Consider the following 23,224-nt stretch of genomic DNA (forward strand, 5'->3'; position numbering starts at 1 on the left):
GCCCGAAACCGGCGGGGGACGGTCCGAACGACATAGGGCTCGCTGTCCTTCCAGGGGCCAACGACTGTTGATCCCGGCACATTGCCATACGCGGCTGAGACACCCCTGTGCGGCCCCCGTGCCTTGTTCCCCCGACTCCCGGGTGCCCTCGACTCCCGGTCCGCCGCGCCGCGTTCCCGCACATGCCGAAGCCCCCGGCCGCAACCGCGGCCAGGGGCCTCACACACGGCAGTGCAAGCGCGGCGGACGTCAGACGTTGACGCCGAAGTCCTGCGCGATGCCGACCAGGCCCGAGGCGTAACCCTGGCCCACCGCGCGGAACTTCCACTCCGCTCCGTTGCGGTAGAGCTCGCCGAAGACCATCGCCGTCTCCGTCGCCGCGTCCTCGGAGAGGTCGTAGCGGGCGATCTCGGCGCCGCCGGCCTGGTTCACGATGCGGATGTACGCGTTGCGGACCTGGCCGAAGTTCTGCGAGCGGGTCTCCGCGTCGTAGATCGAGACCGGGAAGACGATCTTCTCGACGTCCGCCGGGAGGCCGGCCAGGTTGACGTTGATCGCCTCGTCGTCGCCCGCGCCCTCGCCCGTGCGGTTGTCGCCGGTGTGGACGATGGTCTGGTCCGGGGTCGACTTGTTGTTGAAGAAGATGAAGTGGCCCTCCGAGTAGACCTTGCCCTCGGGGTTGACCGCGATCGCCGAGGCGTCGAGGTCGAAGTCCGTGCCGGTGGTGGTGCGGACGTCCCAGCCGAGGCCTACGGTGACGGCGGTCAGGCCCGGGGCCTCCTTGGTGAGCGAGACGTTGCCACCCTTGGACAGGCTTACAGCCATTGTTGGGAGTCCTTCCCTCGTTGCGGTGCGGGCTTCGTACTGAGGACGAAGCTACCGGTACCTGTATGAACGCCAGGAGGGGTACCGAAGGTTCCAGGTGACTTTACTTTCTTTACCCGGAACCTTCGGAGTAAAGGGCGTGACGTGGACCGGACAGACACGCGACCATGGGGACATGTCCGGTCCCTATCCCGTCCGCGGCTCCGTCTCCCTGCCCGAGGCCGAGCTCATGTGGCGTTTCTCGCGGTCGTCAGGGCCGGGTGGGCAGCACGTCAACACCAGCGACTCCCAGGTGGAGCTGCGGTTCGACCTGGCCAAGACCGAGGCCCTGCCCCCGGTGTGGAAGCAGCGCGCGCTGGAACGGCTCGCGTCGCGGCTCGTCGACGGCGTCGTCACCGTACGGTCCTCCGAGCACCGGTCCCAGTGGCGCAACCGCGAGACCGCCGCCGTACGCCTCGCGGCGCTGCTCGCGGAGGCCACCGCGCCGCCGCCGAAGCCGCGCCGGGCCACCCGTATTCCCCGCGGTATCAATGAACGCCGGCTGCGGGAGAAGAAGCAGCGGTCCGACACGAAGCGGGGGCGGAACGGGCGGGACTGGGGGTAGTTCCGGCACCGGTTGTCACATCCCCGTCCCGTGCTTCGTCGTACCAGTGACGACGGATCGCGACGAGGAGCGTTTACCCATGGGCGACTTCGAATTCCCCCGGCAAATGGACAGTGAATTCCTCGCCGCCCGTTTCGAATCCCACCGCCCGCACCTCCGCGCCGTCGCCTACCGCATGCTGGGTTCCTCCGCCGAGGCCGACGACGCCGTGCAGGAGGCCTGGTTCCGGCTGAGCCGGACGGACAGCGGGCGGGTGGAGAACCTGGGCGGCTGGCTCACCACGGTCGTCGGCCGGGTCTGCCTCGACATGCTCCGCTCCCGCAAGTCCCGCGCGGAGGAGCCCCTCGAAGCCGTCACGCCCGCCCCGGCACCCGGCCCCGATCCCGAACAGGACGCCCTCCTCGCCGACTCGGTCGGCGTCGCGCTGCTCGTCGTCCTGGAGACGCTGACCCCCGCCGAGCGCCTCGCCTTCGTGCTGCACGACCTGTTCGCCGTCCCCTTCGAGGAGATCGCGTCCATCGTCGGCCGTACGCCCACGGCGGCACGGCAGTTGGCGAGCCGGGCCCGCCGCCGGGTGCAGGGCGCTCCCGCGCCGGACACGGATCTCGTACGGCAACGGGCGGTCGCCGACGCCTTCCTCGCCGCCGTGCGCGAGGGCGACTTCGACGCGCTGGTGCGGGTGCTCGACCCGGACGTCGTCGCCCGCTCCGAGGGCGGGGTGACCACGGGTGCCGCCGCCGTGGCGTCCGGCGCGACCAGTTTCGCCCGCTTCGCCGCCTTCGCGCGGCACGCCCTGGTGAACGGCGCCACGGCCATCGCCCTGATCGTCGACGGCCGCCCCGAACGCACCCTGACCTTCACCTTCGTCCGCGACCGCATCGCCGCGATCGACATCGTGACGGCCCCGGAGAGGGTGGCCCTGCTGGACGTGGTCCTCGTGGACGGCTGACGCACGTCAACTGCGCTGACCAGCTGCCCCGGAGACGGGACGGCGACCCGCCCTTGATGCTCACCCCGGGGTGACCTGCGTGACGCCGACTGCCGCCGGCTACCCCAACTGCCGGTATCTCCCCCGGAAGTACGACAACGGGCCCCCCTCCGCGCTCCCCACCTCCGCCGTCAGCACCCGCCCGATGACCAGCGTGTGGTCCCCGGCCGGAACCCGCTGTTCCGTCCGGCACTCCAACGTCGCCAGAGCCCCCCGCACCAGCGGCGCCCCGGACGCCTCCCCGTGGACGTAGGGAAGGTCGTCGAACAGCAGACGGTCGCTGATGCGGCCCTTCATCGCGAAGCGGCCCGCGATGTGGCGCTGGCTTTCGGAGAGGACGGAGACGGCCCACAGGGGCTGTTCGTCGAGGAGGTCGTCCATGCGGGAGCCGTTGCGGAGGCTGACCAGGACCAGGGGCGGGTCCAGGGAGACCGACATGAAGGCGGTGGCCGTCATGCCCACGTCCTCGCCGACCGGGGCCTGGGGGTCGTCCGGGTCGTAGGGCTCCTCGTGCGCGGTCACCAGGACCACGCCCGCGGCCAGCCGCGAGAGGGCGGCGCGGAACTCGTCGTTGCTCACCCCCACAGCATGCCCGGAGGGAACGGTCTCGGTGATCGGCGCGGTGTTCAGCACGCCCGAAACGCTAGCCTCGTACATCCGCGCACCACATCGGACCTGCGGCCCACTCGGGTCCTAGGACCAATGGCCCACGCGGCGGAACATCGTCGTGCATCATGTCCACACACCCGCACAGTTTGCGTTCAGTTAACGCATAGGGAAAATGCAGAAACTCCACTCAATTGTTCATCTTCTGCTGTGACTTGAGTCACAAGGGGTAGTAATTGTTGACCCTGTGTACCGAGTGGGCAGCGCGCTGTGATTCAGTGGCGGGGAAGATGACCCTTGATTCACTGCGAGGTCTCGGGGGGAGGGCGAGTATGGAGACCGAGTCGGAACCCTACGTCCGTCTTGCGACCCTGCGGCAACTGCACACGGTCATGGCGGACATGAACACCGCCCGCAGCCTGGCGGACACCCTGCAGACCGTAGCCGACGGCGTCGTCAACGGTCTCGGGTACGAGCTGGCATGCGTCAACCTCGTACGCCCCGACGGCGACCTCGTGGTCGCCGCCTTCGCGGGCAACTCCGCCGCCGAGTCGCTCATCACCGGCCGCGTCGGCTCGCGCAGCTCCTGGGAGCGCCGGCTCGGCATGGGCGAGGCCTGGGGCGACCTGCGGTTCATCCCGCACACCGAGGGCTGGGTCCTCGACGAGGACGACGTACCGCAGTGGTACACCGACGGCCCCGCCCCCCGCTTCGAGGACGAGTGGCACCCGTCCGACCGGCTCTTCGCGCCCATGTACACCCCCGGCGTCGCCGGCGGCTCGTGCGGCGAGCTGATCGGCGTCCTGTCCGTGGACCGCCCGCGCAACGGCCGGCGGCCGGGCGCGTGGGGGCGCGAGGCGCTCCAGATGTACGCGTTCCAGGCGGCCATAGCGATCAGCAACGCGCGTCTTCGCGCCAACATGCAGCGCGCCCTGGTCCGCCTCGAACGCGAGCAACAGGCCCTGCGCGCAAGCGAGGAGAGCTTCCGGCAGGCCTTCGAGTACGCCCCCTCCGGCATGGCGATAGCCGAGATGGGCGGCGACCAGCACGGCCGAATACTCCGCAGCAACGACGCCCTGTGCCGGCTGCTCGGCCGCCCCGCGTCCGCGATGCGCCGCTACTCCTTCTCGGACCTCGTCCACCCCGAGGACATAGGCACCCTGCTGAGAACATCGGCGGAGGGCGGACGCGCGGAGCTCCGCCTGGGCCGACGGGACGGCACGTACGTCTGGGTCTCGCTCCGCAACTCCGTCGTCGCGGACGCCGCCGACGGACCGCGCTTCCTCCTCTCCCACGTCGAGGACATAGAGGACCGCAAGCGCCGCGAGCTACAGCTCGCCCACCGCGCCGCGCACGACGCGCTGACCGGCCTGCCGAACTCGGCGGAGCTGCGCACCCGCCTCTCCGCCCGCCTCTGCCAGCGCCCGCAGTCCGCGTTCGCCGGCGAGATCGAGTCCATCGACGCCGCGTACGGACACGCGGCCTACGACGCGAACGGCCACGGCTTCGACTTCCGCCCCGGCGCCGACCTCCTCGACGCCTACGACCACCACGTCCACACCATCGCCCCCGAGGGCGAGCGGGACGACGGCACCAAGGGGCTCGCGGTCCTCTTCTGCGACCTCGACGGCTTCAAGTCGATCAACGACCGGTTCGGGCACAACGCGGGGGACGCGGTGCTCATCGAGGTCGCGCGGCGGCTCGGCCGGGCGGTGCGCGACGGCGACACGGTGGCCCGGCTCGGCGGCGACGAGTTCGTCGTCCTGGCCGACGGGCTCGGCAAGGCCGACGCCGCCGACCTCGCCGTACGCCTGCGGAACGAGATCATCCAGCCCATCCGGGTCGACGGCCGGGCCATGCGGGTCGGGGCCAGTTTCGGTATCGGGTGGGCCCACTGCGGCATGACGGCGGACGAGGTCCTGAAGTCCGCTGACGAACGGATGTACATCGAGAAACGATCTCGTCCCAAACAGCACAGACGCGCTGGATGATCTCCAGGTCAGTGGTCTGATGCGGCCTGAGTCACCCGTTTGGACGACCGGGAGCGGGTAGGCTCGCAGTTCTCCAGACGTAAACCAGACGTGTCTGAAGCTGACGTATCTGAACCCGCACCTGTTGAGGAGTACCTAGGGATGACGCCCGGCAACAACGGCGCGAGCACGCCCGAGGACGACCCGTTCGGCTACCTGTACGAGGACGGCCAGGCCAACGGCGCCCAGCCGCCCTCCGGCGGTGGCTATGGCTACCCGGGTTCGGTCAACCGAGTGCGCCCGGTGGGCGAGCGCCAGTACGGCGGCCAGCAGGCCGCCGCGGCCCCCACGGCCCAGTACCAGCAGCCCTACGGCCAGACCGTCCCGCAGCAGCAGCCCTACGGCGCCCAGCCGAACGCGCACTACCAGGCCCCGGAGACCTTCCCCGGCGGCCCCCCGGCCGGCCAGCAGCCCCCGTCGTACAACAACGGCGGCGGCAACGGCCGGGGCCGCGGCCCCAACACCAAGGGCCTGCTGATCGGCGCGATCGCGGTCGTCGCCGCGGTCGTCATCGGGATCAGCGTGGCGATGATGAACGGCAACGACGACAACAAGAGCGGCGACCAGGCCGGCTCCACGCCTTCGGCTTCGCAGAGCGCCTCGTCGAGTCCGTCGCCGAGCACCAGCGCGTCGAGCGGGCTGGACACCCAGACCATCGACGCCAAAGCGCTGAACCTCCAGGGCGGAGCCACCCTCGCGTCGGACGTCAAGGGCGCCGACGCCGCAGGCGGTGTCTATGTGACGGGTCTGAACACCGTCGGCGCCTCGGTCAGCTGGCAGGTGAACGGCATCCCCTCGGACGGCACCTACACGGTGTTCGCGCACTACAGCTCGACCAGCGACGACCAGCAGATGACGCTGAGCATCAACGGCAAGAAGTTCGGAAGCCCGTTCAGCCTGAAGAACTACGCGAAGGCCGCCGACGGCGACTTCGAGAAGGGCTGGACGACGAGCTTCGCGTGGCCCACCCTCACCAAGGGCAGCAACACGCTCACCCTGTCCTGCGAGAACGGCGACAGCTGCAACGTCCTGCTGGACCAGCTGTGGGTGAAGCAGGGCCAGGTCAAGAAGTAACCGGGGCGCCTCACGCCGCGCTGACCTCCCCCGTCACCGCGACCCGCCCCAGCAGCTCCTCGTACGCCGCCCGGTCGAACTCGCCCGCCGCGGGCGCCAGTACGGTCGCCGCCGACAGTGCTGCGGCCCGTGCCAGCCGGTCCGGCCACGGCAGGCGTTCCACCAGGCCCGACAGCAGGCCCGCGACCGCCGAGTCGCCCGCGCCGGTCGGGTTGCCGTGGATGCGGGCCGGGGGTGTCGCGTGCCAGGTGCCTTCCGGGGTTGCCGCCAGCAGGCCCTTCGCGCCCAGGGAGGCGACCACTGTGCGTGCACCCCGGCGACGCGCGTCCTGGGTGGCGCGCAACGGGTCGTGGGAGCCGGTGAGTTCGGCCAGTTCGTCGGTGTTGGGCTTGACGATGTCGGGGCGGGCGGCGACTCCTCGGCGCAGGGGTTCGCCGCTGGTGTCCAGGAGGACGGGGACGCCCGCTGTACGTGCGGCGCGGATCAGGCCGGCGTATGCGCCCACCGGCAGCCCGGGCGGCAGGCTTCCGCACAGGGCCACCGCCGAGACCCCGCCCAACAGGGCCGCGTACGCCTCCTGGAAGGCCGTCCACTCCGTCGACGTGACCGTCGGGCCGGGCTCGTTGAGTTGAGTCGTGTCACCTGTCAGCTCGTCGACCACCGCTATCGTGCGGCGGGTCGCGCCGGAGACCGGGACGAGTGCGTCCAACACGCCTGGGGTGCCCGTGAGTTGGTCCTGGACGATGCGTCCGGTTGCGCCGCCCGTGAAGCCGGTGACCGTCACCTCGTGGCCCAGGGCGGCCAGGACCCGGGCCACGTTCAGACCTTTGCCGCCGGGGCGTTCCGTCACCTCGGACACGCGGTGCGAAGCGTGCGGTCGCAACTCCCGTACCCGGTAAGTGATATCGAGAGCGGTGTTCAGCGTCACCGTGAGGATCACCGGGCCGACCTCCCCCGAAGTATGTGTATCCGCCGTCCAGTTCGGGCCCGATCATGCCAAAGAGGCGGCGGTCCTCCCAGTCTCCCGGGCCGACCGCCGCCTCAACAGCGGTACATTTCATCCCAGTTGGGGATCGACCACCCAAGTGCCGCGTCGCATCACGCCCTTGAGGTCGAACGCGGAGTCCAGCAGCACCAGGTCCGCGTACTTGCCGGGCTCCAGCGAGCCGATCTCGTCGTAACTCCCCAGCAGCCGGGCCGGGTTGGCCGAGGTCGCGGCGACCACGTCCTCGACCGGCAGCCGGTCGACCGTCACCGCGCGCTTGAAGGCCCGGTCCAGGGTGAGGGTCGAGCCCGCGATCGAACCGCCCTCCACCAGCCGCGCCACACCCTCACTCACCTCGACCTCCAGCGGGCCGAGCATGTAACGCCCGTCACCGAAGCCCGCCGCGTCCATCGCGTCCGTGATGAACGCGACGCGCTCCGCACCGGCGTGGTGGAACGCCAGCTCCAGTGCCGCCGGGTGCAGATGCGTACCGTCGTTGATCAACTCGACGGTGATGCGCTCGTCTTCGAGCAGCGCCGCGATCGGACCGGGGTCGCGGTGACCGAGCGGCGGCATCGCGTTGAACAGGTGCGTGGCGACGGTCGCGCCCGCGTCGATCGCCTCCACCGTCTGCTCGTACGTCGCGTCCGTGTGGCCGATCGCCGCGATCACGCCGTGTTCGGCGAGGAGGCGTACGGAGTCGAGGCCGCCGGGGAGTTCGGTCGCGAGGGTGACCATCTTCGCCGTGCCGCGGGCCGCGTCCACCAGCTTGCGGACGTCCGCGGGGTCGGGGTCGCGGAGCAGCTCCTCGGAGTGGGCGCCCTTGCGGCACGGGGAGATGAACGGGCCCTCGAAGTGGATACCGGCGAGGTCGCCCTGCTCGGCCAGCTCCGAGAGGAGGCCGGCGCGTTGGGCGAGGAAGTCCATGTCGCCGGTGACGGTGGAGGCGACGACGGTTGTGGTGCCGTGGAGGCGGTGGGTGTGGATGCCGTTGAGGACGTCCTCGGGGGTGCCGGAGGTGAACGAGGCTCCGCCGCCTCCGTGGTTGTGGATGTCTACGAATCCCGGTACCAGCGTGAAGCCGGTGACGTCGAGTACCTGGGCGTTCTCGGGGGCGGCGCCGGTGATGCGGGTGCCGTCGATGATGAGGCGGCCGTTCTTGACCGTTCCGGTGGGCAGGACCACTGTGGCGCCGGACAGGATGAGGGGCCTTGTACCGGTTGCGGGCTGCGGGCTGTGTGTGGCTGGTCGCGCAGTTCCTCGCGCCCCTGGGGGGGTTGCCATCAGCGTGCTACCTCCGTGCGGTCGGTGTGGTTGAGGAGGTCCCAGGCCAGGAGGCCTGCACCTAGGCATCCGGCTGTGTCCCCTAGGGCAGCCGGGACGATCGTCGGCAGCTTCTGGAAAGTGATCCGGTGCTGGACCGCCTTCCGCAGTGGTGTGAACAACGTTTCCCCCGCTTCCGCCAGGCCGCCACCGATGATGATCGTGCGGGGGTCCAGGAGGGTGAGGGCGGTGACGAGGCCGTCGGCGAGGGCGTCGACGGCTTCCTGCCAGACCTTTTCGGCGCGGGGGTCTCCTGAGGCGACCGCCTTCGCGCAGTCCGCCGCGTCCGCCCCGGGGGCGCCGGAGACGGCCGCCCAGGCCTCGGTCACCGCCGCGGCGGACGCGTACCGCTCCAGGCAGCCGGTCTGGCCGCAGGGGCAGGGGGTGCCGCCCGGTCGTACGACGATGTGGCCGATCTCGCCCGCGAAGCCGTGCGCGCCCGCCTCCACCCGGCCGTCGATGCCGATCGCGCCCGCTATACCGGTGCCGAGCGGCACGAACAGGAAGCGGTCGGCGCCCTTGCCCGCGCCGATGCGGCCCTCGGCGAGGCCGCCGGTGCGGACGTCGTGGCCGAGGGCGACCGGGACACCCAGCTCTCCGGCCAGCAGGTCGCGCAGGGGTACGTCGCGCCAGCCGAGGTTGGCCGAGTAGGCGGCGATGCCGCGCTCGGCGTCGACGATGCCGGGGACGGCGACGCCGGCCGCAGCCGCGGGCTCGTCGTAGTGCTCCTCGCCGTACGCGCGCAGTTCGGCGGCGAAGCCGAGGATGTGCTCGACGACCGCGTCCGGGCCGCGTTCGCGGCCGGTCGCCCGGCGGGCCCGGTGCAGCAACTCGCCCTCCGCCCCTACTAGGGCGGCCTTCATCCCGGTGCCGCCCACGTCGAGGGCGATGACATGTCTCACGGGGGACAGTGTGGCCCGTACACCCGCGAGAGGTCTAGTCCACTCGCGTGGTGTAGACCTTATGGGTTCGCAGAGCGAACGTCACGACAGCAAAGGTTGGGGATTCAGCGGTGCAGCGGCGTAGGACAGGAATGATCGCGGTGGTGTCCGCACTGGGCATGACGGCGGTCCTCGGTGGCTGTGGCCTCGGCGGGGACTCGGGTGATGTCACCCTGAGACTCGTCGCCGCGGACTACGGCGACTCCGCGTCCAACAGTTCGCAGAAATACTGGGACAAGCTCGTCAAGGCGTACGAGGCGAAGCACGCGAACGTCAAGGTCGAGGTCAGCGTCTACTCCTGGAACGACGTCGACCGCAAGGTCAAGGAGATGGTCGCGGCCGGCAAGGCGCCCGACATGGCGCAGATCGGCGCGTACGCGGACTACGCCGACGCGGGCAAGCTGTACTCCACGGCCGACCTGCTCTCCATCCCCGTAGAGGCCGATTTCCTGGAGCCGCTGCTGGACGCGGGGCAGGTGAACCACATCCAGTACGGCATGCCGTTCGCCGCGTCCACGCGCGTCCTCTTCTACAACAAGACCCTCTTCACCGAGGCCGGGCTCACCCCGCCGAAGGACTGGAGCGAGCTGGCCGCCGACGCGGAGGCGTTGAAGGAGAAGGGCGTGAAGTACCCGTTCGCGCTGCCGCTCGGGTCCGAGGAGGCGCAGGCCGAGACGATGCAGTGGCTGCTCGGCGGGGGCGGTGGCTACACCGACGACATCGGCACGTACACCCTCGACTCCACGGCGAACATCTCCACCTTCACCTGGCTGCGCGACAACCTGGTCGCCAAGGGCCTGACCGGGCCCGTCGCGCCCGCCGAGCTCAACCGCGCGGACGCGTTCGCCGCCTTCGCCGACGGTGACGTCGGCATGCTGAACGGGCACCCGACCCTCATGCAGCAGGCCGCCAAGAAGGGCGTCAAGTTCGGCACGGTCGCGATGCCCGGCCGCACCGGCAAGGCCAAGACCACGATGGGCGTCGCCGACTGGATGGCCGCGTTCAGGCAGAACGGCCACCGCGAGCAGATCGGCGACTTCCTCGACTACGTCTACAGCGAGAAGAACGTCCTCGCCTTCTCCCGCGAGTACGACCTCCTGCCCGTGACCAACTCCGCGTCCGAGGCGATGCGGGAGTCCCGGCAGGACAAGGACCTGCGGCCCTTCCTGGAGGAACTCCCGCTGTCCACGCTCTACCCGGTCGGCAACACCTCCTGGGCCACGGTCAGCGCGGACATCAAGAAGCGGATAGGGCAGGCGGTGGCCGCGAACGGCAGCCCGGGGGCGGTGCTGGGGCAGTTGCAGGCGGCGGCGTCGCTGGCGGAGAGCGGAAAGTAGGAGCCGAGCAGCGTCCGGGGCCGTTGTCAGTGGCGGGGTCTACGGTGCAGGCATGGACAAGGACCGGCCCTCGCGGCTTCCCGCCCTCGACCGGAGGGAACAGGACATCCTCGCACTGGAGCGTCGCGGCTTCCCCGGCCCCGGCGCGAAGGAGCGCGCGATCCGCGAGGAGCTGGGCCTGGCCCCCGTGCGCTATTACCAGCTGCTCAACGCCCTGCTGGACGACGAGCGGGCCCTGGCCCACGACCCGGTGACGGTGAACAGGCTGAGACGGGTCCGTGAAACGAGGCGTACGGAGAGGTAGCGGCAGGTGTGGGTCCCGGCCCCGCCCGGATAGGGTCGTCGACATGGGCAGCCCTCAGGACTCCACCGATCCCCTGCACGCACTGCCGACCCCCGTCACCCGCGCCGGGCGTGAGGCGCTGGAGGCCATCCTCGCCGAACCGGCCTCCGCGGTGATCGGCCTCGACTTCGACGGCACACTCGCCCCGATCGTCCCGGACCCCGAGCAGGCCCGCGCCCACCCGGGCGCGGTGCCGGCGCTCGCCGCCCTCGCCCCGAAGGTCGCGTCCGTGGCCGTGATCACCGGCCGCCCGGCGGGCGTGGCGGTCCGCAACGGCGGCTTCGCGGGCGTCCCGGGCCTGGAGCACCTGGTCGTGCTGGGCCACTACGGCACGGAACGCTGGGACGCGGTGAGCAGCACGGTCAGCGCTCCCGCCCCGCACCCCGGGGTCGCGGCGGTCCGCGCCGAACTCCCGGGCTTCCTGGACGGGATCGGCGCGTGGCAGGGCACCTGGATCGAGGAGAAGGGCCGAGCCGTCGCGGTCCACACCCGCCGGGCGGCCGACCCCCAGGCGGCCTTCGAAGCCCTCCGCGCCCCCCTCACCGACCTCGCCACCCGCCACGGCCTGATCGTCGAACCGGGCCGCATGGTCCTGGAGTTGAGGCCGCCCGGCATGGACAAGGGCGTAGCCCTCACCGAGTACCTCCGCGAGACCGGCGCCGAGTCGGTCCTCTACGCCGGCGACGACCTGGGCGACCTCCCCGCGTTCGCGGCGGTGGAGAAACTCCGCTCGGACGGCATCCCGGGGCTGCTGGTGTGCAGCGGCAGCGACGAGGTCACGGAGCTGCGGGAACGGGCGGACCTGGTGGTGGACGGCGCGGCAGGAGTCGTAGGACTGCTGTCGTCGCTCGCGGCCCACCTGGGGTGACTCGCGGCTGGGGTTATTTCTAACCGGTGGTGGAGGCCGCAGTGGTTAGAAATGACCCCAGCTTCCAGCGACCCCCGCCGCTCAACCCACCTGGTCCCGCAGCGCGTTCAGCTGCTCCAGGAACCACTGGGCCGGGGGCAGGGCCGTAGCCGCCGCTGTCAGTCTCTTTGTCCGCTCGGCCCGTTCACCGGCCGACATGGTCAACGCCTCGTGCAGGGCGGCGGCCGTGCCGATCACGTCGTACGGGTTGACCGGGATCGCGTCCTCGCCCAACTCCTCGTAGGCGCCCGCCTCCCGGGACAGGACCAGCGCGCAGCCCTCGTCGGAGACGACCGGGACCTCCTTGGCGACGAGGTTCATGCCGTCGCGGATCGGGTTGACGAGCGCAACGTCGGCGAGGCGGTACGCGGCCAGCGAGCGGGCGAAGTCGTCCTTGACGTGGAGGACCACCGGGGTCCAACCGGGCGTCCCGTACCGGGAGTTGATCTCGTCGGCGACCCGCTGCACCTCGGCCGTGTAGTCGCGGTAGACGGCGAGGTCCTGCCGGGACGGGTAGGCGAAGGCCACGTGGACGACCTTCTCCAGCAACTCCGGGTGGTCGTCGAGGAGTTGGCGGTACGCCAGCAGTCCGCGCACGATGTTCTTCGACAGTTCGGTGCGGTCGACGCGGACGATGGTCCTGCGGTTCGCGCCGATTTCCTCGCGCAGCGCGACGATCCGTTCCTCCACGTCCGGCTCGTGCGAGCGGGCGCGCAGGAAGTCGGCGTCGGCGCCCAGGCCGTGGACGCCGATCCGGGTGTCACCCAGGCCGCCGGTGAACTCCGTACAGCAGGCCGTGAACGCGTCCGCCCAGCGGTGGGTGAGGAAGCCGAGGCGGTCCGCGCCGAGCATGCCTGTGAGCAGTTGCTCACGGATGTCGTCCGGCAGCATCCGGAAATAGTCCACCGGCGCCCACGGTGTGTGCGAGAAGTGGCCGATGCGCAGGTCCGGCCGCAGCTCGCGCAGCATCCCCGGCACCAGGCACAGGTGGTAGTCCTGCACGATCGCGACGGCACCCTCCGCCGCCTCCTCCGCCAGCGCCTGGGCGAACGCCCGGTTGTACGCCTCGTACGACGCCCACTGCCGCCGGAACTCCGCGTCGAAGACCGGCTCCAGCGGGGTCTGGTACAGCATGTGGTGGACGAACCACAGCACGGAGTTGGCGATGCCGTTGTACGCGTCGGCGTGCACGTCCGCCGGGATGTCCAGCATCCGCACGCCGTCCTCGCCGACCCCGCGCCGTACGGCCTCGCGGTCGCCGTCGGACAGCGCCGAGCACACCCACAGCGCGCCCGCGTCCGGGCCGATCGCCGACAGCCCGGACACCAGCCCGCCGCCACCGCGCTTGGCGCGCAGCGAACCGTCATCGCCCACCTCGTACGAGACCGGGCCGCGATTGGACGCGACGAGCACCTGAGCGGCACCGGACGCGGGCGAGGGTGACGACGTAGAAGCCATACGGCACAACCTAGCCCGGGCTGGAAACGCTCAAACGTACGGACGGTCGTCGGCGGACTGTATGAGTCCGTATACGACCGTCCGTGAGCGTCTGTAACTGTGCGGTTATGCGACCTTGCGTGACTGGTACTCGGTGATGTCGGCCATCGGCGGGCGTTCCTCCGTGTCCACGGAGTACGTGCGCGGCTCGAAGCCGTCCGGACCCCGTTCGAACTGGGTCAGGGACGGCCGGATCAGGTGACCGCGGGCCAGCCGCAGCTGAGCCGTGCGGTAGATCTGCGCGGCCATCCGGCCCAGGGCCTGCCCGTCCTGGTGCCGGTGTTTGCGCACCCCGACGTCGACCTGGGCGAGGGCGTCCAGCCCCACCAGGTGCAGCGCGTCCACCAGCATGCCCAGCTCGACGCCGTACCCGACCGGGAACGGCAGCTGCTCCAGCAGCGAGCGGCGGGCCGCGTACTCGCCGCCGAGCGGCTGCACGAAACCGGCCAGCTGCGGCCAGTGCATGTTCAGCAGCGGGCGGGCCATCAGCTCGGTGACGCGTCCGCCCTGGCCGGCAGCGCCGCCGAGCGGACGGTCGTACATCGCCTTGACGAGGTCGACCCCGGGGTCGGTGAGCAGCGGGCCCACGATCCCGGTGACGAAGTCCGAGGAGAACTCCTTCAGGTCCGCGTCGATGAAGGCGACGATGTCGCCGCTGGTGACCAGCAGCGAGCGCCACAGCACCTCGCCCTTGCCGGGCACGGCGGGGATGCGCGGCAGGATGTCGTCCCGGTGCACGACCCGGGCGCCCGCCGCGGCGGCCACCTCGGAGGTGCGGTCGGTCGACCCCGAGTCGACGACGACGATCTCGTCGACGAGCGGGACCTGCTGCATGAGGTCGTGACGGATGATCGCGACGATCTCGCCGACCGTCGCTTCCTCGTTGAGCGCGGGCAGCACGACGGATACCGACTGGCCCGTGCGGTGCTTCGCGGCCAGAATCTTGTGGAGCGGCCGGTCGGTCAGGGACCAGGAGCGGGTGCTCAGCCAGTGCTCGACTTCCTTCAGCACGTTGCGCGGCTCCTCTGCGTTCTCTCGGCGAGAGGTGATCACACAGAGTGTGTGATCCGTCTCGCGGTTCGGACGGCTCACTCAACTGTCCTGGCCTTCGGTTACAGTCTTGAACAACGCTGATGACCATCGCATGTCGGGGGCCGTCAACGCTCACGCAAGTGACACAACCGCATACACAACTGAACACCGCTCATCCAGAGGGGCAGAGGGATACGGCCCGTTGAAGCCCCGGCAACCCTCCAGCCGGTCCTGTCACGTTGATGTGGCGAGGCTCCCGGCTCGGGAAGGTGCCAAATCCGTCTCATGGCGAAATGCGTCGTGAGGAAGATGAGGAAAGGGCCTCGCCTCCATGGCTGCGCAGACTGTTGCAAGCACCACGAACTCCGTGAACACGGACACGAACTCCGCGAACGCCGTTGATCTCGGCCCCGCCGCCGCGCTGTCCTGCCGCGAGTGCGGCCACCGCGTCCCGCTCGGTCCGGTCTTCGCCTGCGAGGAGTGTTTCGGCCCGCTGGAGATCGCCTACGACTTCTCGGCCTACGACACCGAAGAGCTCCGCAAGCGCATCGAAGCGGGCCCCGCGAACATCTGGCGGTACGCGCCCCTGCTGCCCGTCCCCGCCGACGTGGCCGACAAGCCGAACATCAACCCCGGCTGGACCAAGCTCGTCCAGGCCGACAACCTCGCCCGCGAACTGGGCGTCGACGCGGGCAAGCTGTTCGTCAAGGACGACTCCGGCAACCCGACGCACTCCTTCAAGGACCGCGTCGTGGCGCAGGCCATCGAAGCGGCCCGCGCCTTCAACTTCACCACCCTCTCCTGCTCCTCCACCGGCAACCTCGCGGGCGCCGTCGGTGCCGCCGCCGCCCGGGCCGGCTTCCGTTCCTGCGTGTTCATCCCGCACGACCTGGAGCAGGGCAAGGTCGTCATGGCCGCGATCTACGGCGGCGAGCTCGTCGGCATCGAGGGCAACTACGACGACGTGAACCGTTTCTGCTCCGAGCTGATCGGTGACCCGGCGGGCGAGGGCTGGGGGTTCGTCAACGTCAACCTCCGGCCGTACTACGCGGAGGGCTCCAAGACCCTGGCCTACGAGATCTGCGAGCAACTGGGGTGGCAGCTGCCGGACCAGCTGGTCGTGCCCATCGCCTCCGGGTCGCAGCTCACGAAGATCGACAAGGGGCTCCAGGAGCTGATCAAGCTCGGGCTCGTCGAGGACAAGCCGTACAAGATCTTCGGGGCGCAGGCGGAGGGGTGCTCGCCGGTTTCCGTCGCCTACAAGGCGGGGCATGACGTCGTACGGCCGCAGAAGCCGAACACGATCGCCAAGTCGCTGGCTATCGGGAACCCGGCGGACGGGCCTTACGTGCTCGACATCGCTCGGCGTACGGGTGGGGCTGTCGAGGACGTCAACGACGAGCAGGTCGTCGACGCGATCAAGTTGCTGGCGCGGACCGAGGGAATCTTCGCGGAGACCGCGGGTGGGGTGACCGTTGGTGTGGCGAAGAAGCTGATCGAGAACGGGTTGCTGGATCCGACGCTGACCACGGTTGTGCTGAACACCGGGGATGGCCTGAAGACGTTGGATGCGGTTGCCGGTACTGGGCTCACCGCGACGATCCGGCCGAACCTTGAGTCGTTCAGGGAAGCTGGGCTTGCGTCGTAGCGTCGTTTTTTTGTCTGCGGGCCGGTGGGGGCTGGTCGCGCCCACGCGGCGGTAGCCGCAGATTCAACACAGCCCCGCGCCCCTTGGGGTATCACCTGACCGGAGGTCATCAGCATGAGCGTTAGTGTCCGCATCCCTACCATTCTCCGCACCTACACGGGCGGGCAGGCCGAGGTGACCGCCGAAGGGGCCACCCTCGCCGAGGTCATCGGCGACCTGGAGAAGAACCATGCCGGGATCTCTGCCCGCGTCCTGGACGATCAGGGGAAGCTGCGGCGGTTCGTCAACGTGTACGTGAACGACGACGACGTGCGGTTCGAGCAGGGGCTGGAGACGGCCACTCCGGACGGGGCCGGGGTGTCGATCATTCCGGCCGTCGCCGGCGGCTGATAATTACCCTCGGTAACGCCGATTACCAAGAGTTCATCGAATTGCCCCCTCCGTGAGAGAAGCGGAGGGGGCAATTCTGTAGGGTTGAGCGGGGTACAGTTGGGGAACCCGCTCCACTCCGCATGCCGGACGCATATGAGTACCCGCTCCGCGTGCGATGAGAAGTAGCCAAAGTGTGCAGGTCTTTTGCGCGTTATGTTCCCTTTATCGGGCCCGACTTGCCCTGAAGTCGGACGAATTCTGCGTATATTCCCGACCGGTCCTGCCCGGAATTCTCGTCGGATTGACCTGTTGCAGACGGCAGTTGGACGGATACATTCGGCCGCGGTCGACGCGTTCCGGCGCACGCCCCCAATCCTGTGGGGGGTGAGGTCTGACCCGGATCCGCGAAGTGCGGGTCCGTGCAAGGGCCAGTAATAGGGGAGTTAGGCATGGCTCAGGGCACCGTCAAATGGTTCAACGCGGAGAAGGGGTACGGCTTCATCGCGGTCGACGGTGGTGCGGATGTTTTCGTCCACTACAGCGCGATTCAGATGGACGGCTACCGCACCCTGGAAGAGGGTCAGCGGGTCGATTTCGAGATCTCGCAGGGTCAGAAGGGGCCGCAGGCGGACATGGTCCGGCTCGCGACCAGCTGAAGCACGCGCCGACGAACAGCAGCGACGTTCTTCGTTCCTCACCGAAGGGCTCGTACTCCTGGGGGGTCACCTCCTGGGGTACGGGCCCTTCGGCATGCCCGGAGCCGGGGTCGGAGCGGGGGCCGGAGTGGGTGCCAGAACCTGGGAGCCGCTTGCACTCGACCATGCCGAGTGCTAATCATTGGCGTTAGCACTCTGAAGGTGAGAGTGATAACGAAGGATCGGGTCGGTGAGGCCCGCAGGCCAAGTGGTGCAAGGAACCACGGGGCAGGCGAGCCGTCCGTCGCGGGCGCCAGCGCGGTCCGGAGCAATCCACCCCAGTCCGGGAGGACCACTTCACATGGCCAAGATCATCGCGTTCGACGAGGAGGCGCGGCGAGGCCTTGAGCGCGGTATGAACCAGCTCGCCGACGCCGTCAAGGTCACCCTCGGCCCCAAGGGCCGCAACGTCGTCCTTGAGAAGAAGTGGGGCGCCCCCACGATCACCAACGATGGTGTCTCCATCGCCAAGGAGATCGAGCTGGAGGACCCGTACGAGAAGATCGGCGCCGAGCTGGTCAAGGAAGTCGCCAAGAAGACGGACGACGTCGCCGGCGACGGTACGACCACCGCGACCGTGCTCGCCCAGGCCCTCGTCAAGGAAGGCCTGCGCAACGTAGCCGCCGGCGCCAACCCGATGGCCCTCAAGCGCGGTATCGAGAAGGCCGTCGAGGCCGTCTCCGGTGCCCTGCTGGAGCAGGCCAAGGACGTGGAGACCAAGGAGCAGATCGCTTCTACGGCCTCCATCTCCGCCGCCGACAGCCAGATCGGCGAGCTCATCGCCGAGGCGATGGACAAGGTCGGCAAGGAAGGCGTCATCACCGTCGAGGAGTCCCAGACCTTCGGTCTGGAGCTGGAGCTCACCGAGGGTATGCGCTTCGACAAGGGCTACATCTCGGCGTACTTCGCCACCGACATGGAGCGTATGGAGGCGTCGCTCGACGACCCGTACATCCTGATCGCCAACTCGAAGATCGCCAACGTCAAGGACCTGCTCCCGCTCCTGGAGAAGGTCATGCAGTCGGGCAAGCCGCTGCTGATCATCGCCGAGGACGTCGAGGGCGAGGCCCTGTCCACGCTGGTCGTCAACAAGATCCGCGGCACCTTCAAGTCCGTCGCCGTCAAGGCTCCGGGCTTCGGTGACCGTCGCAAGGCCATGCTCGGCGACATCGCCATCCTCACGGGCGGCGAGGTCATCTCCGAGGAGGTCGGCCTCAAGCTGGAGAACGCGACCGTGGATCTCCTCGGCCGCGCCCGCAAGGTCGTCATCACCAAGGACGAGACGACGATCGTCGACGGCTCGGGCTCGGCGGACCAGGTTGCCGGTCGCGTCAACCAGATCCGCGCCGAGATCGAGAACAGCGACTCGGACTACGACCGCGAGAAGCTCCAGGAGCGCCTCGCCAAGCTCGCCGGCGGCGTCGCCGTCATCAAGGCGGGCGCGGCCACCGAGGTCGAGCTCAAGGAGCGCAAGCACCGCATCGAGGACGCCGTTCGCAACGCGAAGGCGGCCGTCGAGGAGGGCATCGTCGCCGGTGGCGGCGTCGCGCTCATCCAGGCGGGCCACGTCTTCGAGAAGCTTGAGCTCGAAGGTGACGAGGCCACGGGTGCCGCGATCGTGAAGCTGGCCCTTGAGGCCCCGCTGAAGCAGATCGCGGTCAACGGTGGCCTCGAAGGCGGAGTCGTCGTCGAGAAGGTCCGCAACCTGCCCATCGGTCACGGCCTCAACGCCGCGTCCGGTGAGTACGTGGACATGATCGCCGAGGGCATCATCGACCCGGCGAAGGTCACGCGCTCTGCCCTGCAGAACGCCGCGTCCATCGCCGCGCTCTTCCTCACCACCGAGGCCGTCATCGCCGACAAGCCCGAAAAGGCCGGTGCCGGCGCGGGTGCCGGCGGCGGCATGCCGGGCGGTGACATGGACTTCTGATCGACCTCTGGTTGATCAACGGTCTTACCGAGGGCGGTACTTCCTGTTCCGACAGGGGGTACCGCCCTCGGGCGTGTCCGGACCTTGTGCCGGAAGCCGAGCCCCGATCCGCACCTGCTTCTAGAGGACGGGCACACCGAGCGGGAAAACCAGGGTCAACGGCAGGCCCTTGCGTTTGTAGCGGTCGCGTTCCTTCCTCAGCTCTTCCTTGAACCGTCTGCCGTGCACGGCCTCGGCCTTGGAGATCAGGTAGTCGGCGCACCGGGAACGGTCGGTCACTTCGAACGCGCAGGCCATGGCGGCCTGATGGGCGGTGGACCGGGTGCGCACCACGTTGCGCAGGAGGCGTTGCACAACAGACCAGGACAGCGGTTTCAGAGGGTTGTCGAGGGTCTCCAGATCAATCACCAGCCGAGTGACGTCCTGCGCCGACCGCTCCTTGCTCAAGGTGTCCACCATGGCGGCGAGCTGTTCGGACAGGGACGTGGAGTGCAGAGCCAGCAGCAGGCGTGCCACGGCGGACGTCGATGCCGTATGCGCACGCTCGCACAGGACGGCCTGGTCGACGTAGGAGGACCGGGCCTCGACCAGCGCGCTCAGGAACTCTCCGAGGTGCCGGACGTTCTGATCGTTGAGGGTGTGCTGGAAAACCACCTCGGCATGGGCGCGCAGCTCTCGCCGCTCCAGCCAGGTCAGCAGCGCGGCGGTGTCCTGGGGCGGGCTGTTCCTGGCGGCGACGCGCACGATGGTCTGCGAACCGGGGAACAGCCCGTCGAGTACGTCGATCAGCGCTCGGACCTCCGAGGTGGCTCTGGACCGTACCGTCAGGATCAGCAGCTCCGCCGCGTACTGGTGGCGTCCGGCTTCGTAGAAGCTGGTGATCAGTGCGGCGATCTCGTGTCCGGGGCGGGTCTGCGCCGCACGGAGGAGGAGTGACCAGGTGTCGTGGTGACGGCGTTCCTGCAGCAGCACGTAGACAAGTGCGAGCAGGTACCGCACACCGCGCCGCTGCATGTTGTCGTAGACCTTCTCGGCGTCTCTGCCTAACCCGATCTGTTTCAGGGAGTCGACTAAGCGCACCACGTCCCATGGGGATCGCTGGGCCACGGCCGCCTGCTGCAGGGCTTCGGCGAGTCTGGGCAGGCCGTTCTCGCGCAGTGCGAGGCTCAATGCGGCCAGGTCGGACACGGCGCGCTGGGCGGCGGCCGTGCTCATGGCCGCCGCAAACACGTCGTCGAGTTCACCGCCGACCATGGATCCCGCCAAGAACACCAGCTCGTCCACCGGCCGTACCACGGCAACCGCGCCCAGCAGGCTCGTGGCGTGCTCGGACAGCCCGCCGCGATGCAGCGCGAGCGCGAAGGCGGGCACGTCCTCGGCCCGGTGGAATTCCACCGAAGCCTGCAGCAGTGTCAGGACGTAGTCCTCGAAACCCTCACGGAACAGGGCCCTGGCCAGCGCGCTGGTGTCCTCGACCGAGCGCACCATCACCATGGCCGGCAACGCGGCCTGCGCATGCGCGTCGAATCCCGCCTGCCGCAGTGCGGCCAGCAGACCGGCCACCTCCTCGATCGTGCGCGACTGGCTCGCCGACCGCACCAGATCCCCGGCCGTGGCCTGCCGGGTCCGCAGTTCCAGGTCGCCTACGACCCGCACCAGCTCGGGCACCGAAGCTGAGCGGTCCGCCTCCTCCAACAGGACCATGAGCGAGGGCGGTTCGTGCTGATCTCCTCCGTCCTGGTCCAACTCGTGGACGGCCTCCAGCTGCGCCTCCAGCGTTTGGCAGTACTCCTCAGCTCTGATCAACTCGGCCCGGGCGGAGGCCAGTTCCTCCTGCAGACAGACCACCTCGTCCCGTAGGTCGCTGCACACGCCCCCGAGTCGCTCGTACTCGCCGCGCCATATCTCAAGTTCGGTTCGGAGGGCGTGCCGCTGCTCCTCCATGCGCATTTCGAGCTTTCGGCAGCCGATCCGCACGTGCGCCAGCTGTGTCTCCCGGTCCTGCAGGGTCTCCTCCAGTGCACGCTGCCGGGTCTTGATGCGCCGGGCCTCGCCGTCGGCCTCCTCAAGCCTGTCCTGCAGGACCTGTACCTCGCTTCGGCGCCGGTTGGTCTGCTGGGCCGCCCGATGGAGTTCCCGCAGTGCCTGCTCGGCCTCGGCGGTCAGCGGGCCCTGAGCCTCTTCCCGGACGTCCGCGATGACGCCGGCGACGAAGTCCCACGGCGGTATCCGCTCGCCGCTCAGATAGCGGGTCACCGAGCTGGCGTCGAGGTGCCGACGGGCGGCGTAGCGCCGCACGCTGATCCCCAGCAGGAGGAAGACACGACGCAGATCCTCCGCGAAGGCTCTCTTCTCCTGGGCCAGCCCGTCCTTGAGCCGGGCCAGTCGCACACACGGCTCCGAGTTGTCGCCCGTCGGTTCTCCGTCGCCGGGCTCCTGTGCGTTGAACATCTCGTCAGTATCGGGCCGCCTCAACTACCCGCGGGCGAAATACCGTTGCCGCTTCGGATGGCAACACCGGCCGATGCTGCCACCTTGAGACGGCAACGCCGGAGCGGGTCTTCGGCGCTCTCTCCTCCGCCACGATGCTCCCGGGGCGCACGCCCGGACCCTGATCAGGAGGACGCACCATGACCATCTCCGACGAGACCACGAGTTCGCAGCCCGCACATCGGACCTTATGGCGCCGACTCGTCGGCCAAGCCGCGCTCGGAGCCGCCTCGGCTGTCGGTTCGGGCCTCGCCGCTTGGTTGCTGCGATGGCTGCTCAGTGGCTGACCGTCTTCGATGCCCGGTGATCCCGGCGGGGTCTGCGTGTCCGGGATCACAGGGCGAGGTGCGGGGCTGCCGGAATGAGGGACTTGGCCCGGAGGTTGTCGTTGACGCATGATCAATGCATACGCACATACCGTCCGGTACCTGGTTACGAGGAGCCCCCACACGTGTCTACGACCGTCCCCGCCTCCCGAGCGGCCGAAATCCTCGGCCGTCCGATCACCCTCAACGGCCTGACCGTCCCGAACCGGATCGTGATGGCGCCGATGACCCGGCAGTTCTCGCCGGGCGGCATCCCCGGTGAGGACGTGGTGTCGTACTACGCGCGCCGGGCCGCCGCAGGCGTCGGTCTCATCGTCACCGAGGGCACCTACGTCGGTCACGACTCGGCCGGGCAGAGCGACGACATCCCGCGCTTCCACGGCGCGGAGCAGCTCGCGGGCTGGGCGAAGGTCGCCGAGGGCGTGCACGCGGCGGGCGGCACGATCGTGCCGCAGCTGTGGCACATCGGCATGGTCCGCGAGCAGGGCCAGCCGCCGTACGCGGACGCGCCCGCCGTCGGCCCGTCCGGGCTGCGGATCGGCAGCGACGAGGTCACCGGTACGGCCATGACGCAGCGGGACCTGGACGACGTCATCGGCGCGTTCGCCGAGGCGGCGGCCGCGGCGGAGCGGATCGGGTTCGACGGGGTCGAGCTGCACGGTGCGCACGGGTATCTCCTCGACCAGTTCCTGTGGGCGGGCACGAACCGTCGTACGGATGCCTACGGCGGTGACGCGGTCGCCCGTACGAAGTTCGCGGCGGAGATCGTGGCGGCGGTCCGGGAGACCGTGTCCCCGGAGTTCCCGGTCATCTTCCGTTACTCGCAGTGGAAGCAGGACGTCTACGGCGCCCGGCTGGCGGAGACGCCGGAGGAACTGGAGGCGATCCTGACTCCGCTCGCGGCGGCCGGGGTGGACGTCTTCCACGCGTCCACCCGTCGGTACTGGCTGCCCGAGTTCGAGGAGACCGGTTCCGATCTCAACCTCGCGGGCTGGACCAAGAAGCTCACCGGGAAGCAGACCATCACGGTCGGGTCGGTCGGCCTCGACGGGGACTTCCTCAAGGGGTTCCGGGGTGAGGGTGCGCCGCTCAAGGGCATCGACGACCTCCTCGACAGCCTGGAGCGGGACGAGTTCGACATGGTGGCTGTGGGCCGCGCGCTGCTTCAGGACCCCGAGTGGGCCGCGAAGGTCCTTGCGGGGCGGGTGGAGGAGCTGGCGCCTTATGACGCGGCGGCGCTGAAGTCGCTGAGCTGAGCGCCGAGTTGTAGG

21 protein-coding genes and 1 riboswitch are annotated in these 23,224 nt (G+C 69.4%); of the genes, 13 read left to right on the forward strand and 8 right to left on the reverse strand.

Going from position 1 to position 23,224, the window contains the following annotated elements; translation table 11 throughout:
• Window positions 1–249 precede the first annotated feature (249 nt).
• The gene (locus tag AC31A1_RS19620; protein WP_200717071.1) at window positions 250–825 is read right to left on the reverse strand and encodes a TerD family protein; all 576 of its coding nucleotides are present in this window, start codon (window positions 823–825) and stop codon (window positions 250–252) included.
• 175 nt (window positions 826–1,000) lie between these two features.
• On the opposite strand from AC31A1_RS19620, the gene arfB reads away from it, so the two are divergent.
• On the forward strand, window positions 1,001–1,429 hold the full coding sequence (gene arfB / locus AC31A1_RS19625) for an alternative ribosome rescue aminoacyl-tRNA hydrolase ArfB (RefSeq protein WP_033281389.1): 429 nt from the start codon (window positions 1,001–1,003) through the stop codon (window positions 1,427–1,429).
• Between the two features lie 79 nt (window positions 1,430–1,508).
• Window positions 1,509–2,378, forward strand: a complete 870-nt coding sequence (locus tag AC31A1_RS19630; protein ID WP_489654539.1) for a sigma-70 family RNA polymerase sigma factor — start codon at window positions 1,509–1,511, stop codon at window positions 2,376–2,378.
• A gap of 99 nt (window positions 2,379–2,477) precedes the next feature.
• Here the strand turns inward: AC31A1_RS19630 and AC31A1_RS19635 are convergent, their stop codons facing one another.
• On the reverse strand, window positions 2,478–3,050 hold the full coding sequence (locus AC31A1_RS19635; RefSeq protein ID WP_489654540.1) for a flavin reductase family protein: 573 nt from the start codon (window positions 3,048–3,050) through the stop codon (window positions 2,478–2,480).
• A 305-nt stretch (window positions 3,051–3,355) separates the two neighbouring features.
• Between AC31A1_RS19635 and cdgB the strand changes: the two genes are divergently transcribed.
• Both cdgB and AC31A1_RS19645 read left to right on the forward strand, forming a co-directional pair.
• Window positions 3,356–5,014: a diguanylate cyclase CdgB gene (cdgB, locus tag AC31A1_RS19640; RefSeq protein WP_489654541.1), complete on the forward strand. Its 1,659-nt coding sequence runs from the start codon at window positions 3,356–3,358 to the stop codon at window positions 5,012–5,014.
• Window positions 5,015–5,155: 141 nt separating this feature from the next.
• Entirely contained in the window at window positions 5,156–6,127 is a 972-nt protein-coding gene (locus tag AC31A1_RS19645) for a carbohydrate-binding protein (protein WP_489654542.1), read from the forward strand.
• Window positions 6,128–6,137: 10 nt separating this feature from the next.
• On the opposite strand, the gene AC31A1_RS19650 is transcribed toward AC31A1_RS19645, so the two are convergent.
• The 3 genes from AC31A1_RS19650 to AC31A1_RS19660 form a co-directional block, all read right to left on the reverse strand.
• Window positions 6,138–7,067, reverse strand: a complete 930-nt coding sequence (locus tag AC31A1_RS19650) for a 1-phosphofructokinase family hexose kinase (protein ID WP_489654543.1) — start codon at window positions 7,065–7,067, stop codon at window positions 6,138–6,140.
• Between the two features lie 117 nt (window positions 7,068–7,184).
• Window positions 7,185–8,315 (reverse strand): N-acetylglucosamine-6-phosphate deacetylase, encoded by a 1,131-nt coding sequence (nagA, locus tag AC31A1_RS19655; RefSeq protein WP_489654556.1) that lies wholly within the window; start codon window positions 8,313–8,315, stop codon window positions 7,185–7,187.
• A gap of 80 nt (window positions 8,316–8,395) precedes the next feature.
• Entirely contained in the window at window positions 8,396–9,337 is a 942-nt protein-coding gene (locus tag AC31A1_RS19660) for an ROK family protein (protein WP_489654544.1), read from the reverse strand.
• Window positions 9,338–9,447: 110 nt separating this feature from the next.
• On the opposite strand from AC31A1_RS19660, the gene AC31A1_RS19665 reads away from it, so the two are divergent.
• Genes AC31A1_RS19665 through otsB form a run of 3 tightly spaced genes read left to right on the forward strand, consistent with a single transcriptional unit; the run spans window position 9,448 to window position 11,924 of the window.
• Window positions 9,448–10,713, forward strand: coding sequence for an extracellular solute-binding protein (locus tag AC31A1_RS19665; RefSeq protein ID WP_489654545.1), 1,266 nt, complete (start codon window positions 9,448–9,450; stop codon window positions 10,711–10,713).
• Between the two features lie 52 nt (window positions 10,714–10,765).
• Window positions 10,766–11,017 (forward strand): DUF3263 domain-containing protein, encoded by a 252-nt coding sequence (locus tag AC31A1_RS19670; RefSeq protein ID WP_489654546.1) that lies wholly within the window; start codon window positions 10,766–10,768, stop codon window positions 11,015–11,017.
• A gap of 43 nt (window positions 11,018–11,060) precedes the next feature.
• Entirely contained in the window at window positions 11,061–11,924 is an 864-nt protein-coding gene (gene otsB / locus AC31A1_RS19675; RefSeq protein WP_489654547.1) for a trehalose-phosphatase, read from the forward strand.
• An 81-nt stretch (window positions 11,925–12,005) separates the two neighbouring features.
• On the opposite strand, the gene AC31A1_RS19680 is transcribed toward otsB, so the two are convergent.
• Both AC31A1_RS19680 and AC31A1_RS19685 read right to left on the reverse strand, forming a co-directional pair.
• Window positions 12,006–13,421: an alpha,alpha-trehalose-phosphate synthase (UDP-forming) gene (locus tag AC31A1_RS19680; protein ID WP_489654548.1), complete on the reverse strand. Its 1,416-nt coding sequence runs from the start codon at window positions 13,419–13,421 to the stop codon at window positions 12,006–12,008.
• A 105-nt stretch (window positions 13,422–13,526) separates the two neighbouring features.
• The gene (locus AC31A1_RS19685; RefSeq protein WP_489654549.1) at window positions 13,527–14,471 is read right to left on the reverse strand and encodes a glucosyl-3-phosphoglycerate synthase; all 945 of its coding nucleotides are present in this window, start codon (window positions 14,469–14,471) and stop codon (window positions 13,527–13,529) included.
• A gap of 190 nt (window positions 14,472–14,661) precedes the next feature.
• A riboswitch (SAM riboswitch) is annotated at window positions 14,662–14,808 on the forward strand.
• A 15-nt stretch (window positions 14,809–14,823) separates the two neighbouring features.
• Here AC31A1_RS19685 and thrC point away from each other — a divergent pair.
• The 4 genes from thrC (at window position 14,824) to groL (ending at window position 19,137) form a co-directional block, all read left to right on the forward strand.
• Window positions 14,824–16,140, forward strand: coding sequence for a threonine synthase (thrC, locus tag AC31A1_RS19690; protein WP_489654550.1), 1,317 nt, complete (start codon window positions 14,824–14,826; stop codon window positions 16,138–16,140).
• Between the two features lie 114 nt (window positions 16,141–16,254).
• A complete protein-coding gene (locus AC31A1_RS19695) occupies window positions 16,255–16,530 on the forward strand; it encodes a MoaD/ThiS family protein (protein ID WP_489654551.1) in 276 nt (91 codons plus the stop codon).
• Window positions 16,531–16,961: 431 nt separating this feature from the next.
• Window positions 16,962–17,168 (forward strand): cold-shock protein, encoded by a 207-nt coding sequence (locus tag AC31A1_RS19700; RefSeq protein WP_019057200.1) that lies wholly within the window; start codon window positions 16,962–16,964, stop codon window positions 17,166–17,168.
• Window positions 17,169–17,508: 340 nt separating this feature from the next.
• A complete protein-coding gene (gene groL, locus AC31A1_RS19705; RefSeq protein WP_489654552.1) occupies window positions 17,509–19,137 on the forward strand; it encodes a chaperonin GroEL in 1,629 nt (542 codons plus the stop codon).
• Between the two features lie 120 nt (window positions 19,138–19,257).
• Here groL and AC31A1_RS19710 read toward each other — a convergent pair whose 3' ends face one another.
• Window positions 19,258–21,588, reverse strand: a complete 2,331-nt coding sequence (locus AC31A1_RS19710; RefSeq protein WP_489654553.1) for an ATP/GTP-binding protein — start codon at window positions 21,586–21,588, stop codon at window positions 19,258–19,260.
• A 179-nt stretch (window positions 21,589–21,767) separates the two neighbouring features.
• Here AC31A1_RS19710 and AC31A1_RS19715 point away from each other — a divergent pair, with 179 nt between their 5' ends.
• Both AC31A1_RS19715 and AC31A1_RS19720 read left to right on the forward strand, forming a co-directional pair.
• Entirely contained in the window at window positions 21,768–21,914 is a 147-nt protein-coding gene (locus AC31A1_RS19715) for a hypothetical protein (protein WP_489654554.1), read from the forward strand.
• A gap of 164 nt (window positions 21,915–22,078) precedes the next feature.
• A complete protein-coding gene (locus tag AC31A1_RS19720) occupies window positions 22,079–23,209 on the forward strand; it encodes an NADH:flavin oxidoreductase (protein WP_489654555.1) in 1,131 nt (376 codons plus the stop codon).
• The last annotated feature ends 15 nt before the right edge of the window (window positions 23,210–23,224 follow it).

The sequence above is a fragment of the Streptomyces sp. P5F9 genome, from assembly GCF_057961495.1.